13 protein-coding genes are annotated in these 15020 nt (G+C 67.2%); 8 read left to right on the forward strand and 5 right to left on the reverse strand.

Annotation, left to right across the window (positions count from 1 at the left end; genetic code table 11):
• Nucleotides 1-1229: 1229 nt before the first annotated feature.
• Nucleotides 1230-1664 carry an ester cyclase gene (locus H537_RS0113490; protein WP_028998343.1) on the reverse strand — a complete coding sequence of 145 codons (435 nt, stop codon included), beginning with the start codon at nt 1662-1664 and terminating at the stop codon, nt 1230-1232.
• Nucleotides 1665-1754: 90 nt separating this feature from the next.
• Here H537_RS0113490 and H537_RS42850 point away from each other — a divergent pair, with 90 nt between their 5' ends.
• Nucleotides 1755-2543: a TetR/AcrR family transcriptional regulator gene (locus H537_RS42850; RefSeq protein ID WP_064735970.1), complete on the forward strand. Its 789-nt coding sequence runs from the start codon at nt 1755-1757 to the stop codon at nt 2541-2543.
• A gap of 572 nt (nt 2544-3115) precedes the next feature.
• Here the strand turns inward: H537_RS42850 and H537_RS0113500 are convergent.
• Nucleotides 3116-4177 (reverse strand): hypothetical protein, encoded by a 1062-nt coding sequence (locus H537_RS0113500; protein ID WP_156901677.1) that lies wholly within the window; start codon nt 4175-4177, stop codon nt 3116-3118.
• Nucleotides 4178-5008: 831 nt separating this feature from the next.
• On the opposite strand from H537_RS0113500, the gene H537_RS0113505 reads away from it, so the two are divergent.
• From H537_RS0113505 to H537_RS0113520, 4 genes are all read left to right on the forward strand, one after another.
• Nucleotides 5009-6133, forward strand: coding sequence for a PEP-CTERM sorting domain-containing protein (locus H537_RS0113505; RefSeq protein WP_084150650.1), 1125 nt, complete (start codon nt 5009-5011; stop codon nt 6131-6133).
• 115 nt (nt 6134-6248) lie between these two features.
• A complete protein-coding gene (locus H537_RS54925; RefSeq protein WP_156901678.1) occupies nt 6249-7247 on the forward strand; it encodes a hypothetical protein in 999 nt (332 codons plus the stop codon).
• Nucleotides 7248-7448: 201 nt separating this feature from the next.
• Nucleotides 7449-7856, forward strand: a complete 408-nt coding sequence (locus H537_RS0113515) for an ester cyclase (RefSeq protein ID WP_028998347.1) — start codon at nt 7449-7451, stop codon at nt 7854-7856.
• A 302-nt stretch (nt 7857-8158) separates the two neighbouring features.
• Nucleotides 8159-9652 (forward strand): outer membrane protein assembly factor BamB family protein, encoded by a 1494-nt coding sequence (locus tag H537_RS0113520; protein ID WP_084150652.1) that lies wholly within the window; start codon nt 8159-8161, stop codon nt 9650-9652.
• A 612-nt stretch (nt 9653-10264) separates the two neighbouring features.
• On the opposite strand, the gene H537_RS0113530 is transcribed toward H537_RS0113520, so the two are convergent.
• Entirely contained in the window at nt 10265-10687 is a 423-nt protein-coding gene (locus tag H537_RS0113530) for a DUF5615 family PIN-like protein (RefSeq protein ID WP_028998349.1), read from the reverse strand.
• Nucleotides 10684-11349 (reverse strand): DUF433 domain-containing protein, encoded by a 666-nt coding sequence (locus tag H537_RS0113535; protein WP_028998350.1) that lies wholly within the window; start codon nt 11347-11349, stop codon nt 10684-10686. Before H537_RS0113535 ends, H537_RS0113530 begins: the two co-directional genes overlap by 4 nt.
• Before the next feature lie 215 nt (nt 11350-11564).
• Here H537_RS0113535 and H537_RS0113540 point away from each other — a divergent pair, with 215 nt between their 5' ends.
• Both H537_RS0113540 and H537_RS0113545 read left to right on the forward strand, forming a co-directional pair.
• Entirely contained in the window at nt 11565-11822 is a 258-nt protein-coding gene (locus tag H537_RS0113540; RefSeq protein WP_028998351.1) for a VF530 family DNA-binding protein, read from the forward strand.
• Nucleotides 11823-12095: 273 nt separating this feature from the next.
• Nucleotides 12096-13199: an oxidoreductase gene (locus tag H537_RS0113545; protein ID WP_043458771.1), complete on the forward strand. Its 1104-nt coding sequence runs from the start codon at nt 12096-12098 to the stop codon at nt 13197-13199.
• A gap of 62 nt (nt 13200-13261) precedes the next feature.
• On the opposite strand, the gene H537_RS0113550 is transcribed toward H537_RS0113545, so the two are convergent.
• Nucleotides 13262-13519, reverse strand: coding sequence for a hypothetical protein (locus H537_RS0113550; protein ID WP_028998353.1), 258 nt, complete (start codon nt 13517-13519; stop codon nt 13262-13264).
• A gap of 296 nt (nt 13520-13815) precedes the next feature.
• Between H537_RS0113550 and H537_RS42860 the strand changes: the two genes are divergently transcribed.
• Nucleotides 13816-14616 carry a MobA/MobL family protein gene (locus H537_RS42860; protein ID WP_051242562.1) on the forward strand — a complete coding sequence of 267 codons (801 nt, stop codon included), beginning with the start codon at nt 13816-13818 and terminating at the stop codon, nt 14614-14616.
• The last annotated feature ends 404 nt before the right edge of the window (nt 14617-15020 follow it).

The raw sequence follows: 15020 nt of genomic DNA on the forward strand, positions 1-15020 counted from the left end.
ACGACACCGCTGGCATCACAGGGAAAACTCAGAGCACGCCGAGTAAACAGGCTGTTGAACCGCAGTTGAAAGCCGTTGGCCTGCTTGACGCTGGTGCTCGGGATAGAAGCCGTGGTGCTGATGCTCGCTGCAGTGTGCATGGTGCCCTCCTTCGCTGCAAAAGCCTGCTGTAGTTCGGGTACCGAGTCGGCAGCGTAGCTGCGTTGCAACCCGGTTCATTCGACCTGCTGACCACTTGTCTCCTCAACGCCCGCGCCGGCCCTGTAGTTGACACAGCGCTTTTGACAAGGGCGCCGCTGCCGCAACCTCCCACTGACCGCTACTGGAGGGCAGGCATCGTTATCACTCACCGGGTCGTTGCACCACGGCTGCCCTCACCCGGCATCGAACTGCGAGCCCACGAAACGCCAGACCAGTTGCCAGGCATCCGGTTCCTGCGCGTAGTTGAAGCATTGCCGTGGGTCTCCGCATGGCCCAGTTCCTGGGCCCGACATAAGGTGGCAATGGTGCGGCGGTCGCCCTTGTAGTGCGTGACGTGCATGGCGCGACCGCTGTTCGCAGCGGGCCTCTCGCTGCCTGCAACTTTGTGCATGGGTGCCCTGTGCCTACAGTTCGGTCGCCGCGTCGGCGTTGCGTACCGACACCACCGCGTCGGTGTTGCCGTGCAGCACCAGCAGCACCGTACCCACGAGCACAGGGTCAAGAGGGTGTTGTCAGCCCTGGGCGCGCCGAGCACCGAGCATTGCCTGGGGAAGCGCCATGCCATGTCCGCCGGCTCGGTAGGCCCGACAGTGCCGGCGGCTTTAGACGAGTGCCTGATGCCGCGCAGCGCTGCTGCGCTGGCGGCCAGACGTGAAAGAGAAAGGGCGGCCGCAAGAAGCGGCGCGGGCTGGGAAAAAGAAGGAGGAGGGAGGGAGAAGAAGCAACCACCCCGCAGTTCGCCCTGAAAACCGGTCGGACCCGGTAGCCTTTCAGCAACCCGTCCTGGAAGCACATCGCGTCTGCAGCACAGCGGCACCCGCGGTCTGCATGCCAGACGGTCAATGATTGACCACTTTCGCACGCAGGCGCTGGTACGGAGCATTCAGCGTGCCGTACAAGTCATCGACAAGCACTTCCCGCAGCTGACCGGCCTACGCATCGATCGTGTCGGCTTCGCCATGGTCGCCCAGCAAGGCAGTTTCGAGCACCGTACCGTTGGCAGCGACGCGGGCGCGCATGACTGGAAGTCAGTTTCCCGTTACAGCCCCAAGCTGGCGCAGGATGGCCGCCAAGTCCAGCCAGACGTTCTCGCGCCTGATACGGCCGTCTTCGGCCATGTCGAAGATGTGCAGCAGGCGAAAGCTCAACCGCCTGCCGTGGCCCGGGATGCCGAAAGGCGTGCCCGGCGCCGTGCCTTCCCACAGGCTCTCGTCCACCACGAAGTCCGGACCGTAGTAGCGCCGCAGCGAGGTCACCTTCTCGCCGTGCAGGTCGGCGAACAGCGCTTCGTAGAACGCGCGCGCCGCCTCCCGTCCGTGCACCGGCCCGGTGGGCGAGCCCACCACTTCGTGCTCCAGCTTATCAGCCATGGTGCTAAGCACTCCGGCCACGTCGTCTTCGGCCTCGTACTGGAAATGGCGGTCGATCATGCGGTCGAATTGCTCGCGCGTCAGGGCATTCATCGCTCACTCCTTTCGGGCTGGCTTGACAGGGAACCACACCTATAATGAGACACACGCCTTTTCATGAGACATGTGTCTCATTGATAAATCATGGTCGCCTTCAAGTCAAGTGCACGTGTATCCCGCCCCGCAGCCGCCGCAGCGCCTGCCGGAATTGCCGCGCAGGCGCCCGACACGCAGGGCCGCGTCAACCAGCGCCGGCGCACACAGCGTGCGCTCATCGAAGCCGTGCTGGCGTTGCACGACGAGGGGGCACAGCCGACCTTCGCCGAGGTCGCAGAGCGGGCACTGGTGTCGCGCGCCACGGCCTACCGCTACTACGCCTCGGTGGAGGCGCTGCTCAGCGAAGCCTTGTTCGAGCGCTCGGTGCCGCCGCTGGACGAGGTGTTCCGGCCCGGTGATGACCCCGTGCAAGCCATTGGCCGAGCCGTGCGCGACTTCAACCGGCTGCTGGTGCAAGACGAAGCGGCGCTGCACGTCATGGAGCGCTCGTTCATGAGCGTGTGGCTGGACAACACCCCGGATGCACGGCCACCAAGGCCCGCTCGGCGGCTGCAGTACATCGGGCCCCTCGTCGAGGCGCTTAGAAACGAGTTGCCCCCTGCGGCCCGCAAGCGCTTGGCACAGGCGCTTGCGATGGTGGCCGGGCCCGAGGCCGTGCTGTCGCTGCGCGACGTGGCCGGTGCCACCGTTGAGGAGGTGCTGGACGCCAGCGCCTGGGCTGCGATGGCGCTGGTACAAGCGGCGCGAGCGCAAACGGCCGGGGCCGGGACTCGCGAGGCGCCGGACGCCAGCGGCCATCGTCCCGACACGCTGAACTCAAAGGCCCTGGAATCCAACTTCCCGGCTACGCCCCGCCGCCCTCCAGACGCTCCATGAGCCACTCCCGGGTGCACCGCTCCCCATGAAATCCACGAACGCCCGAGTGTTGGCGGGCAGCCGTGTCCGGCTCGGGCAGTACAGCGCAATCGATCCAGCGTCCACCCGACACAGCGGCAGCCGCCGCAGCCGCAGCCGCGGCACGCCACGCTCAATGTGCACCGGCACGTCCGCACGGCCAGCAGCACCACGCCCAAACCAGAAGGCAGCCTCATGTAAGGCCACACAAGATCATGGGCAGTTTTTCATGGCGAATTGCCGAGCCACGGTTCGATCGCCCAGGCAGATGGGGTCTTTTGTTGCGCATGTAAACACAATCGGCGCAGTGGTTTCCAAGTCGTTTCAACGGCACCGTCACGGGGGCTGCGACCTCCCATTGCCTCGTTCGCCCTTGATGTCGTGGCTGCCCTGCGGCTGTTGCGGTAACGTGCTTGGCTGCATGGATCCAGGACCGACGATATCGGCGCACCAGAGCTTGCGCCTGCAGTGGCTGGTGCAAGCCTGGCATTCCTCGAACAGGTGACGCTGCAGGCGACACACGATTTCATCCCTGCGCCCCAGTCCGGTCAGCATCACTGCCCAGCCGTTGGATTCTGAGGCACTGGGCTGGCGATGAAGGAGCGCAGATAGACAGCGTTGACCCTTTGGTAGCTGCCGACGCCGATGATCTGCCCCCGGTCGTTCATGTCGCGCACGAAGAGAGTCAGCCAGTGCGAGGCGCTGGCCGGCCGCATCAGGCTGCGCAGGTCGTACATGACTCCGCTGCGGTACAGGAAAGGATCGACGCGTCCTCCTGTCAGGCGGTTGCCCACGACCCACCCTCGGTTGTTGATGCGCATCCCCTGGAAGCCAAGGCCGTCGGGCAGGTCGGGCAGCAGTCGGTAGCGGCCGCCACTGTAGATGAAGGTGCGGGTGCGGCTGTTGATGAAAGCGTAGCCAACGATCTGGCCAGCGTCGTTGATATCGGTGGCCAGGAAGTATTCGGGCTCGCCAATGCCCACCACCGTGGTCGCGCGGCCGTTGTCGTAGACGTAGAAGCGCCCGGGCAAGCCGTATTCGTTGAGCAGAACTTGGCCAGCATTGTTGAGGGCCTGGACTATTGGACTAATGCTGCCCGGGATATCAATCCAACTGGTGCCTGCGGCCTCATGGATGTAGGGCCGGGAGTCGGCCATGCCGACCACCGTACCGACGTCGTTGATGGCGTAGCCTGAGGCGGTGCCGGTCAATGGCAGGCCGAAGAGCTCCTCGGTTTGGCCGCCGCGGAACACGACCGCCCGAAATCGGCCTGCTGCGTTCTCAGCCACGCCCGTGGCAACGTCGAGGTTGTTGATGCCGAACACCAGGCTGTCGTGTCCGTCGGCCAGAGCGGGCAGCGGCTGCATTTCCCCGTCGCGGACGATAAAGGCTTGCCGCAGGCCGCTGCGGTTCTTGCCTGAGCCCACGACCGAGCCTTGGTTGCTGACGGCTGTGGCCTCGACCGACACCATGCCCGGGAGGCGGCCAAGGTTCCTGATCTCGTACCTGGGGGCCACAGGATCGGCCTGCGTGCCGGCTGGACCCAGGGCCAGCAGGCAGCAAAGGGTGGCAGCGACAAGGCGGCCGCCGCGCAGGAAGGCGTGGACAGCATGCATGGCGTGGGTACTCCCGTGCAGCTACCGGGCTGCAACCCGTGAGCGTGCGCCGGCCCGGGCGGGCGAGCAAGGTCAAATGCAAACCCACATTAAGGACGCAAGCCGCAGGTACTGCGGCCTTGCATGTGCCACCGCTCGGTACCCCGCCGTGGAGTCCCTGGTCAGTTCCTTGTCCTGCCAGTGTCAGCCCAGGCCCTAAGCCCGGAGTCTGGGCTGGAAGCCCTGATGCATCGGCACCTCCCCAGAGGTTCGCTGGCTTGCTGCAGCGTGGCCTTTACCCGCTTGCCCGCCCTGAACAAGTTACCAGCGTGGCGTTTCCCGCAGCATTTGTGCTCAGCACAGCGGCGTGTCCATCACAAAACCCATCCGGTATGAGCTGGCTTGGGGGTTGAGCGGAGTCCGCCCGGCGCTAACGAAAAGGCGTCAAAGCGCTCGCAGATCGCATCGCCATCGCAGCGCGTCACAGGCGCCATTGTGCGCTGTTCTACCTGGCGCGGGCGCGTGCGCCAGCGTCTGCAGCAGCTCGCACAGGTCTACACGCGATTGCTCGTGCGGCGGCAGGAAAGTTTCCAGCGGCTTCGACGACATCAACAGGGGTCGGGCTACCGCAGTGCAGCACAGCAGTTCGTGTGCTCAGCCATAAACAATCGGGCACGTCCCGCCGGCGGGCATGCCGCGATCAGGGCAGTGCTGGGCCCCTGGCCTAGCGGATCGAGCCGAGGCTTACGTCTGAATACGCCGCCCGGCCCGGCGCGAGGAGTAGCTTGCGACGCCTTCAACCGGCAGTGAGCCGGCGGGCCCGCTGTTGCGGATGACTTGAGGAGTTGCCCCATGAAAGCCTGGTTATGGAGCCTTACTGCCTTGGTCCTTCAAGGCGCGCAACCCCTGGCAGCGCAGGCCGCCCTGCCCTCCTACCGCGTCGATCTCTTCGACACCGCGCCCTCCGGCTTCACCTTCGGGCCTGCGTCGATGAACGACCGCGGTGCCATCGCCGGCCTGGCGACCGACAACGGCACTTTGCAGCAGCAGCTGGCGCTCTACCGCGGTGGCCGCTTCGAGCTCCTGGGCGCGCTGGACAGCCTGGGCGGCTTCAGCGACCTGCGCGAGGTGAACAATCGCGGCGAGGTGGTGGGCCACGTCTTCCGAAGCGAAGGGGTACGACCCTTCATCTACAGCCATGGACAGCTGTCGCTGCTGCCGCTGCCCGAGGACGCGCGTGGCCAGGCCCGGGTGCTGGACATCAACAACGCCGGCCATGCGGTGGGCTACACGCAGGAAGAGGGCCAGGCCCGACGCGCGTTTTTCTACGACGGACACCAGAGCCGTTACCTGGACGAGCTGCTGCCGCGCGACACGGTGCTCGGCGCCTTGAACGACCGTGACGAGATAGCCGGTGGCAGCGGCGACAACCATCCGCTGCTGCTGCGCCACGGCGTCGTCACCACGCTGCCGGCCCTGCCGGTCGAAATGCCCGTCGGCGACGAATTTGGCCTGCAAGCCTTCACGCTCAACAACGCCGGCCAGCTCTTCGTCGGCTATTCGATCAACCGGGACAAGGACTCCAATGACGAATGGGGCGCCTACGTCTACGACAGCGGCCGCTACACCCTCGTGTCGGGCGGCAACTACTTCGGCGTGGACATGAACGAGAAGGGCCAGGCGGTCGGTGACTTCTTCGACGAGTCCGGCGACCCGATGATCTACGGTGCCAACCTGTTCGCCAACGGGCAGTTCGCCACGCTCGACAGTCTCAAGCGCCCGAGCGACGTGCCGTGGCAGCTGCTGCAGACCTACGCCATCGACAACCGCGGACGCATCCTGGGCCTGGGCCGCATCGCGGACAACGAGTACCGCTTCTTTCTCGCCACGCCGGTGCCCGAGCCCGGGACGATGGGCCTGATGCTGGCCGGCGGCACGCTCGTGGCTGCGGCCAAACGCCGCCGGTGCCAACGCTGACCAGGGCATCAATGCACAGCTGCTGTCCCGCACGCTACGTCGCCCTCCTTGCCCGCCATGCGCCGGCGCCGACTTCGTCCAGACACTGGAGCGCGCGCTGGCAGGCGCCACGGTGGTGCTGGCGCTGGTAGGCCCTGGGTGGTTGCGTGCGGCCGCCAGCAGCGGCAGCCGCCGCCTGGATGATCCGCACGATTTCGTGCGGCGCGAGATCGAGCTGGCGCTGGCCCATGGCAAGCCGCTCATCCCGGTGCTGCTGGAAGGCACGCGCATGCCCGGGCCGCAGAACCTCCCGCCGTCGATGCAGCACTTCGCACGCTGCCAGGCTGTGGTACTGGCCAACGACCGCTGGAACGCCGACACCGCCACGCTCATCGACGTGCTTGCCTTGCGGTACGGGCTTGCCCGAATCGGCCCTCACGCACAGCGCACGCCGTGGCGGCGCTGGCCGAGCTCCCTGGTGGCGGACCTCGGGGAACTGCTGGCCCACCTCCGCGCCCTGATCCTGCGGCGCATGGGCAACGCCACGGACGCGGGTAGCGACCTGGCACTGCCGCGAACACTGGGCATGTTGCTGCTGTGCCTGATGCTGGGCGAGCTGCTGCTGGGTCTGGTGCTGGATCGGCCGCTGGGCCGGTGGCTGGCCGCCGGCATCACCCTCGGGCTGCTGGTGGGCGCGGCGCTGTCGAGCTTGCTGGCCCTGGCGTGGCGCCTGGTGCGGCGCGCTCCCGGCTGGCGCCGCGTCACGGCACCCTTCGCCTACCTCTACGGCGGGGCGTCGCTGTATTTCTGCGCGGGCGCATTCGTGATCTTCATCGGCACCCAGGTGGTGCAGCCCGATGTCTTTGGCTGGGTGCTCGAGCAGGTGCAGCGCGGCAGCGAGGCCTTGCCCGCCGCGGGCATCCTGAGCGCAAACGTCGCGCGGGGTCCGGCACTGCCCGCGGGTATTCTCGCTGATGCATTCTGGGTGGCCGGCGTGGTCTGGTGCGTACGGGCCTGGGCGGTGTTTTGCATCACGCTGGGCACCCGGCGGCGGTTGGCGGCTGCGGCCGCCTTCCTGCTCTGGGTGGCGCTGTTGGCCGCGCTGTGCGCGCTGGCATGGTGCGCAGCGGCGTAGCGTTACCTGCACACCCTTCCCCGCGTACAGCAGCCGGGTCCATCGGCCGTGACGCCTGCGGCGCGCGCTGCGTTCGGGGTCGCGCACCGCGCAGCCCGGATCTTTCGCATTGCCGCCGCCCCCACCCGGGTCGCCGTGGCTGGCGCTGCGGTACTTGCGTCCGGCAAACTTGGCGCGGCCACTGCATGAGGTAGAAAGCCCGTGTCACCCGGAGAAGAAAACAAGGCCGTCGTCATCCGCTACGTGGAGGCGTTCAACCGTGGAGACCCGCAGGCTCTGTGCGGCCTGCTGGCCGACGACGCGCAGATCCAGGGCGTCATGGGCCACGGCCTGTTCGAGAGGAGCGAGCCCGTCTGGCGCCAGCTCATCGAGGGCTACGGCATGCAGCTGCGCATCGAGGAGCTCGTGGCCGAGGGACGCATCGTGGCCGCCAGGTACACCGAGACGCGCACCTTCACCAGGCCGGCCTTCGGGCATGAGCCCACTGGCAAGTCCTACGAGCTGGTCGCCATGGAGTTCTTCGAGATTGAGAGCGGCAAGATCAAGCGCCGCTGGGGTGCGCGGGACTCGGCCTCGCAACTGTGGCAGCTCGGCGTGACCGCTTCCTGAGAGCGCGGCATCGTGCCAACACAGCTGGCGACGTCCGTGGAGGCGGCGCAGTAGCCATAGGCCGCGCAGCCGCTCCCCCTTCGGTTTGAGGCCGGGCGCCGGCAGCCCGCCCCGCTGAAGCTTCGCAGTAGACCCTGGCAAAGCTGCCGGTGGGCCCGGGCGCCTGTAGGCGGCAGGGCCCTCGCGCGCACTCCTTCGCACGCCTGGAGGTACCCAGACGGCAACTTGCGTCATGATGCTTCAACAAGTTACCTCCGTCTTTGAACCCGGCACTACGTTTGTGTGTGCAAACGGAGCAGCACATGAACGGGATTCAAGACCTTCTGACGGGAACGAGGGCCGTGCTGCCACGGCTGATGGGGGCTGCCCTGCTGGCAACCGTTCCCCTGGCTCACGCCGCCACGCTGGCCGTGCAGCCCCAGGTGGGTGAGCCCGCCACGAAAGTGGACCTGCGCGGCAGCGGCATGGGCGCCTTCGAGACGGTGGAGCTGCGCTACGACGACACCTCGCTCGGCGTGGCCCGCGCCAATGCCGAAGGAGCGTTCCGGGCCGACGACGTCGAGATTCCAGCCGTCGCGCTGCCCGGCCGCCGCCCCATCGCCGCGGTAGGCCGCAGCAGCGGCACCCGCGCGACGACTCTCTTTCTTGTGCGCAGCAACTGGCCGCAGTTCCATCGCGGCTCCTTCCGGCATGGCGAGGTACCGCACGAAAACGTGCTGGGCCCGGACAACGTGGCGCGCTTGCGGCTGTTGTGGAACGTGCCGTCCGGACTCACCTTCGACACGGGATCGCCGGTAGTGGCCGACGGCATGGTGTACATCCTGACCTCGGACCTCGCGCAAAGGGGCCTCCTGCTGGCGCTGGACGCGGCCACCGGAGCGCGGCGCTGGACCCAGCCTCTGCGATCCCCGACCGTGTGTGAAACGACGCCCGCCGTGGCGCAGGGCCGGGTGTACGCGCCGTCCCTGGGCCGCATGACGGCCTTTGACGCTCGCACCGGCGCTGTGCGCTGGCGCGCCGGGACCTCCTTCTGCGCCACCGCCATGACCCCAACGCTGGCAGACGGCAAGCTTTTCACCACCACGCCCGACGGGCCCAACTTGGAAGCGCGCGATCCAGCCAGCGGCCGGCTGCTCTGGAGCCGCAGGGTATGCACGGGCACGCCATCCGCGTGTGTTATCAACGAGATATACGCTCCGCTCACCGCCGGGGATGGAGCCGTCTACGTGACCAACTCCAGCGGCGGCATGTCGGCTCACGACGCGAACAGCGGCCGCCAGCTCTGGTCCCGTATGGTCGGCTCAGACATCATCTATGGGGCGCCGGTCGTGGAAGGCGAGGTGGTCTACGTCAGCCTCGCCGGCTTTGCCGGACACGGCCGGCTGCATGCGCTCGACCGCCGCACGGGCACCCGGCTGTGGACGGCGCCGACGGGGGACTTCAACCGCGCGACCCCGGCCCTGGCCGACGGCGTGCTCTACGTCGGCTCCGACGGCAGCGGGCTCTGGGCCATCGATGCGAGGACAGGCGCCCTGCGCTGGCGGCAAGCCGCCGTGGGCGCGGTGCGCACCTCACCCGCCGTGGCCAACGGCGTGGTCTACCTGGGCGCCGAAGACGGCCGCCTGTACGCGCTGGACGCCCGCACCGGCACCGTGCTGCACAGTATCCAGATCGCGCCGGTCGGGCAGCGGCTGACCCCTTCACCGGCCGTCGCCGACGGTGTGGTCTACGTGGGCACCGGAGACCGGATGATGGCTTTCGGCCTGAGGCCGGGCGCCACCGACACCGGCCGCTGAATCAACGGCCTGGCAAGGGGGTGGGCAGCGCGCGCGGTAACGGCGGGCGTGCGGCCAAGCCCACCGCGTTCCCACATCCGCATGCGGGCCGCAAGAGAAGAGGCGGCCCCTGCCTACGCGGTGGCCGCCTCGTCCAAGAGGAAGGGCAGCACCTGCGCCAGCAGCACACAGGCATCGCCTTGCCCGATCGGACATCCCTGCACGGCACGGCGGTAGCCGTGGGCAAGACATGCCACACCTGCACCGTACTGCCGGCACGCGCCTCGACCAGCCGACCGCCCTGCCCCTTCCCAGACTTGTCCAGGCGCTACAGCGCCCGCTGGCGTGCGGCACGGGCAGCGCGGCTCCCCAGGCCTGCACGTAGAGCATCCTCCTCTCCGGCTGCAGCTAGGTGTGCGACTCGCCTTCAGGTTCCCGTCCAAGGCGGAATTTGTTCACGTATAAGGGCACTAATCAAAGGCTAATTTCTTGACGTCGATTCAAGGCCCCAGCCGCATCGCGGCCGCTTTGCAAGGCGCGACAAGGACTTACTTGCCCTGACACCGGGGGCGTGCGCTGGCGCCGGAGATCGAACGCTTGACGGAGACCAGCCCAGCGGGTGCGATCGAAGCGTCAGTCGGGCTCGGGAATGTCGTACAGGACGACCTCGACCGCGCCGTCCTCCAGCTCGAACACTTCCAGGGCCTGGTTCACCAAGTCGCCCAGGCGGGCCAGCTCCTCCAGCGCCAGAGCGAACAGGTCACGCTGGCGCTCCAGGTCCATCACGAACACCGAATTCAGGCAGACGAGGCCGGCATGGATCGGCTGCTTCGCATGCTGGCCACCGAGCCGTCCCGGGCCACCGCCGCGAAAGTCCACCGCGTTGTGAGTCACCAGCGTGTAGTCGCCTTCCACGGCCAGGACGACAAGCTTCCAGTCCTTCACGCCTGACCAGCCGCGGTCACGCACGCAGGTGGACTCCACATGCCCGGCGGCCACGGCCAGCTGCACGAGTTCCGGCGACAGGCACTCGTCGATCAACAGGCGTAGCCTCATGTGCGCGCGGCCCTGACCACGCGGGCGCTTCGGCGCACGGCCTGCGGATTGAGCTCGCCCAGACGGCGGGGCCGCCCGCGGCGCGGATGCACCTCGCTGTAGACACGGGCGGACCCGACATGGGCCTGGGTCAGGAACGGGAAGGAGTCCTGCAGGCGTGGCAGCTCGATGCCGGCGTCCAGCGATGCCAGCACGCTGTCGATAGGCACGCGCGTGCCCGCGAACACGGGTGCGCCACCCAGGACCTGCGCGTCGGTGGTGATCAGCGCCTCGGCTTGGTCCACTTCCCTGGCGCGCACCAGCGCGGTCGAGACGTACGGCGCGACGTCGATCTCCACCGCGCAGCGTTCGACCTTCCAGCTCAGCTCCGCAGGCACCTGCGCCAGCGCCAGCACCGCTTCCCTGGCTGGTGAGCTTGTCACGCGGCCGGTGAGTTCCTCCAGCACCTGGCGGCGGGCCGCGGCGATGAGCAGATCCTCGGTGTCGAAGTAGAACCGCGCGAACGCAGCGCACAGCCGCGTGAACAGCCGCGTGCTGCCTTGCTGGCCCACAAGCACTTCAGGCACCAGATGCTCGTCCACCACGCGGTTCATCTGACGGTCGGACAGACCGGCAATGAACGCGGCTTCGGCCGTCGGCACAAGGGCAAATTGGGCAGCCATAAAAACCTCCGATTGTTCGGAAGTTTATTTTAGTTTCGCGCCGGCGGTTGGCGTATGCGCCATGGCCCAAGGCGTCCGGCTGCAATGCAGGCCGCGGACTTTGTGTTCGGAGCCCTCGTCGGCGACAGCCAACGCCAGCAATCGAGGCCTTCCGGGCATGAGGCACCACCTCTACCCCCGGACGTGGATGACGGAGGGCGCGGCGAGGATACGCCATGAGCCACACCGCACTCCCGCCCGCCCAGCCGTGCAACCCACTGCACGGTGCCACCCTGGAGATGATCGTCACGGCACTGGCCGACCACTACGGCTGGGCCGGCCTTGCCGAGCGGGTGCCCGTGCGCTGCTTCAGCAGCCAGCCCAGCGTGTCGTCAAGCCGGAAGCTCCTACGCACGACACCCTGGGCGCGGGAAAAGGTCGAAGGCCTCTACCTTTTCATGCTGCGCGAGCGCTGGCGCGAGCAGCGAGGGTGACAGCGGTTCGGATAACGTCACGCAGCTGCTTCGTGCGCGGCCGCAGGGTGCTTGCGAGTCGCCAGCTTCGGCCCCAGCTGGTGTCGGCTTTTTCTTCCCGGCAGCCACGCATCGCGACTCAAGGCAATTCCCGGGTGCCTTGATCCGACAAGCCCTGGCTGCTGAGGACTGCGGTTTGCCTTTGCTAGCGCAGGCCGTGCCAAGGTCAGTCAGTAGTCACCGAAACGCGAAGTCGAGCGAAGACCCCCGCGCCTTGGCCAACAGGAGCAGGACATGAGCGTCGATTCCCGTCTGAACACCGACATCCTTTATCAACCTCTGTCCCTCCGCGCGATGGAGCTCGCCAACCGCATTGCGGTCGCGCCGATGACACGCACGAGCGCCGAGCCGGACGGACGGGTGACCGACGAGATGGTGCGCTACTACGAGCGCTTTGCCGAAGGGGGTTTTGCGCTGCTCATCACCGAGGGCACCTACCCGGACGAGGCCTGGAGCCAGGGCTACCTGAACCAGCCTGGCATCGCTAACGATGAGCAGGCCCAGTCATGGCGCCCCGTGGTCGAGCGCGTCCACGCCGCTGGCGCGCGCATCGTGATGCAGCTCATGCATGCCGGTGCCCAGACCCAGGGCAACCGCTTCAAGACCGACACGGTGGGGCCGTCGGCGCTGGCGTCCAAGGGCGAGCAACTGGGCATCTATCGCGGCTCCGGGCCCTTTCCGACGCCGCGGGCCATGTTTCCGGAGGAGATCCGCGAAGTGATCGCGCTGTTCGCGCGTGCGGCCGAGCGGGCCCGGGACGCGGGCTTCGACGGTGTCGAAGTGCACGGCGCCAACGGCTACTTGCTGGACCAGTTCCTCACCGACTACATGAACGTGCGCACCGACGCCTACGGCGGCTCCACCGAGAACCGGGTGCGCCTGATAGCAGAGGTGTGCGCGGCGGTGCGCCGGGCAGTCGGGCCGGACTTCGTCGTCGGGGTGCGGGTCTCGCAGGCCAAGGTGTCCGACTACGAGCACAAATGGGCCGGGCGCGAGGAGGATGCCCGCATTATCTTCGAGACGTTAGGCCGCACCGGTGTGGACTACATCCACACCACCGAGCACCACGCCAGCGAGCCGGCCTGGGAAGGCGGGCGCCCGTTGGCCCACTACGCCAAGCGCTTCGGCGGGGTCCCCGTCATGGCCAACGGCGGCCTGGGCAGTCCCGGCATCGCGGTGCGACTGCTGCAATCAGGCGACGCCGACCTGGTGTCGATCGGCAAGTCCGCGCTAGCCAACCGCGCATGGCCGCGCCATGTACGCGCGCAGCAGCCGCTGCAGAACTTCGACCCGCAACTGCTGCAGCCGCTGGCCAATGTGAAGGGCGTCGAACTCTGAGAACGCCCGTCACCAACGACCGCACGAGACGGCCAGCCTCGGCTGGCCTATCTGTCCTGCGGCTACGCCGCAGTCTTTCGCGGCCGGCCGCGGCGCTTCGGAGCCGGCACCAGCCCCAGGTCCGCCGGCGTCAGCTCGAACGCCCGCATGAGGTTGTGCACCTTCACCAATGCCTCTAGCCGGGCGCCCTCTTCCATCTCGCGCAGCTGCCCTTCGGCTGCGGTCAGCTCGGCGCGCAGTTCGGCAACGCGGGCCCTCATGGATTCCGGGGTGGGCTTGGCCACCGGCTTGACCCAGCCGGTCGGGAGTTCTTCGGTCATTTGTGGTCCCTGATATTCGAATGGCCTCATGTGTGGGCACACCGACTCAGGATCAAGCCGCGCGCAGGGCCTCGTGAAAACAGCGCAGCCCTGCGCTTCCACGCGCCTCACGCACCGCTCACGAATCGGGCGCCGGTGCATGGAAGGCAAGGACAGCGCGAGGGAATCTAGTTGCCGGTGGGGTGCCAGCACGGCCGGAACGTGTCTTTGGTCGTTGTGAAAGAGGCACCACTGTGTGCCTCTCAGCGACTGCTGGCTGGTACGGTTGACGTCCATGCTGAAGGAGGCAAAAGGCCATGGCGATCTTTCATGCAACCACCAGATCGGTCAGCCGTAGCTCCGGCACTTCAGCGGTCGCCGTGGCGGCCCAGCGCACGGCGTGCCGCCTGGTGGACGAGCGCACCGGTCAGGTCCACGACCACGCGCACAAGGTGGGCGTGGTGAGCGCCGAGCTCCTGCTGCCCGATGGCGGCACCATCGACCGCCAAGAGCTGTGGAATGCCGCCGAGGCTGCCGAGAGACGCAAGGACGGCCGCACTGCACGGGAATGGGAGGTGGCACTGCCGGCCGAACTCGATGCCCAGCAGCGCCACGAGCTGGCCCGGCGCTTTGCCATCGAGTTGGCGCAGCGGTATGGCGTAGCCGTGAACCTTGCGGTCCATGCCCCCGCCCACGAAGGCGACGCCAGGAACCACGGTGCGCACTGCCTCACCACCACGCGCGTCGTCCGCCGGGATGCGTCCGGAGCGCTGATGCTGGGCGGGAAGACCGCCATCGAACTCAGTGACAGGGAGCGCCGCGCGCGCGGACTGGGATGGGCTGCCGAGGAGGTGAAGGCCGTGCGCGAACTGTGGCAGGACCTTGCCAACGAGGCACTGGCGCAGGCCGGCAGACCCGAGCGCATCGACGCGCGCAGCCTCAAGGAACAGGGCATCGAGCGCGAAGCGACGATCCACATGGGCGCTGCAGCGGTGCAGATGGAGCGCCGCGGCATCGTATCCGACCGCGGCGACGCCAACCGCCAAGTGATAGCCAACAACCATGAGCACCAGCAACTGCGCGAGCAGCTGACCGAACTCAAGGCACAGCGGCCGTGACCCTCCGTGCCTACCGAGCTGAACAGAAGCGCGATTCCGGCAACGGTATCTGACCCGGCCTGAAGCCCCACAGACGCCGCGCGCACTGGCACGTCTTTTGGAGCGACCTACTGGAGTTTCACCGGCGCATCGGGTTGTGCTGGCTACTGTCTATCGCTGCCAACTTCGAGGGCTTGGACATGCAGTCCGATCACCTGGAGCCGTATGGACCGGCGAACAGTTGGCCAAGCCACCAAACCGGTGGCTTGGCGCGGCCTGCATACCCAATAACTGATCTGGCGCACATCGCGCTTCTACATATGCGCTAGTTAACAATTCATTGTCAAAAAGTTAAGTTAAAATTCATGACTTATTTGCACGGGTGCCCTGTGCTGCAGGAAGCTCGGCCTGCAAGCACGCAGGGC

Source organism: Azohydromonas australica DSM 1124 (genome assembly GCF_000430725.1).
GTDB lineage: Bacteria > Pseudomonadota > Gammaproteobacteria > Burkholderiales > Burkholderiaceae_C > Azohydromonas > Azohydromonas australica.

What these genes read in the sequence shown, in the direction of transcription:
- H537_RS0113490 (WP_028998343.1), bottom strand. Translation starts at nt 1,664, where the DNA reads ATGAATGCCCTGACGCGCGAGCAATTCGACCGCATGATCGACCGCCAT.
- H537_RS0113540 (WP_028998351.1), top strand. Translation starts at nt 11,565, where the DNA reads ATGAGCCACACCGCACTCCCGCCCGCCCAGCCGTGCAACCCACTGCAC.
- H537_RS0113535 (WP_028998350.1), bottom strand. Translation starts at nt 11,349, where the DNA reads ATGGCTGCCCAATTTGCCCTTGTGCCGACGGCCGAAGCCGCGTTCATT.
- H537_RS0113520 (WP_084150652.1), top strand. Translation starts at nt 8,159, where the DNA reads ATGAACGGGATTCAAGACCTTCTGACGGGAACGAGGGCCGTGCTGCCA.
- H537_RS0113530 (WP_028998349.1), bottom strand. Translation starts at nt 10,687, where the DNA reads ATGAGGCTACGCCTGTTGATCGACGAGTGCCTGTCGCCGGAACTCGTG.
- H537_RS42860 (WP_051242562.1), top strand. Translation starts at nt 13,816, where the DNA reads ATGGCGATCTTTCATGCAACCACCAGATCGGTCAGCCGTAGCTCCGGC.
- H537_RS0113545 (WP_043458771.1), top strand. Translation starts at nt 12,096, where the DNA reads ATGAGCGTCGATTCCCGTCTGAACACCGACATCCTTTATCAACCTCTG.
- H537_RS0113505 (WP_084150650.1), top strand. Translation starts at nt 5,009, where the DNA reads ATGAAAGCCTGGTTATGGAGCCTTACTGCCTTGGTCCTTCAAGGCGCG.
- H537_RS42850 (WP_064735970.1), top strand. Translation starts at nt 1,755, where the DNA reads ATGGTCGCCTTCAAGTCAAGTGCACGTGTATCCCGCCCCGCAGCCGCC.
- H537_RS0113550 (WP_028998353.1), bottom strand. Translation starts at nt 13,519, where the DNA reads ATGACCGAAGAACTCCCGACCGGCTGGGTCAAGCCGGTGGCCAAGCCC.
- H537_RS0113500 (WP_156901677.1), bottom strand. Translation starts at nt 4,177, where the DNA reads ATGCATGCTGTCCACGCCTTCCTGCGCGGCGGCCGCCTTGTCGCTGCC.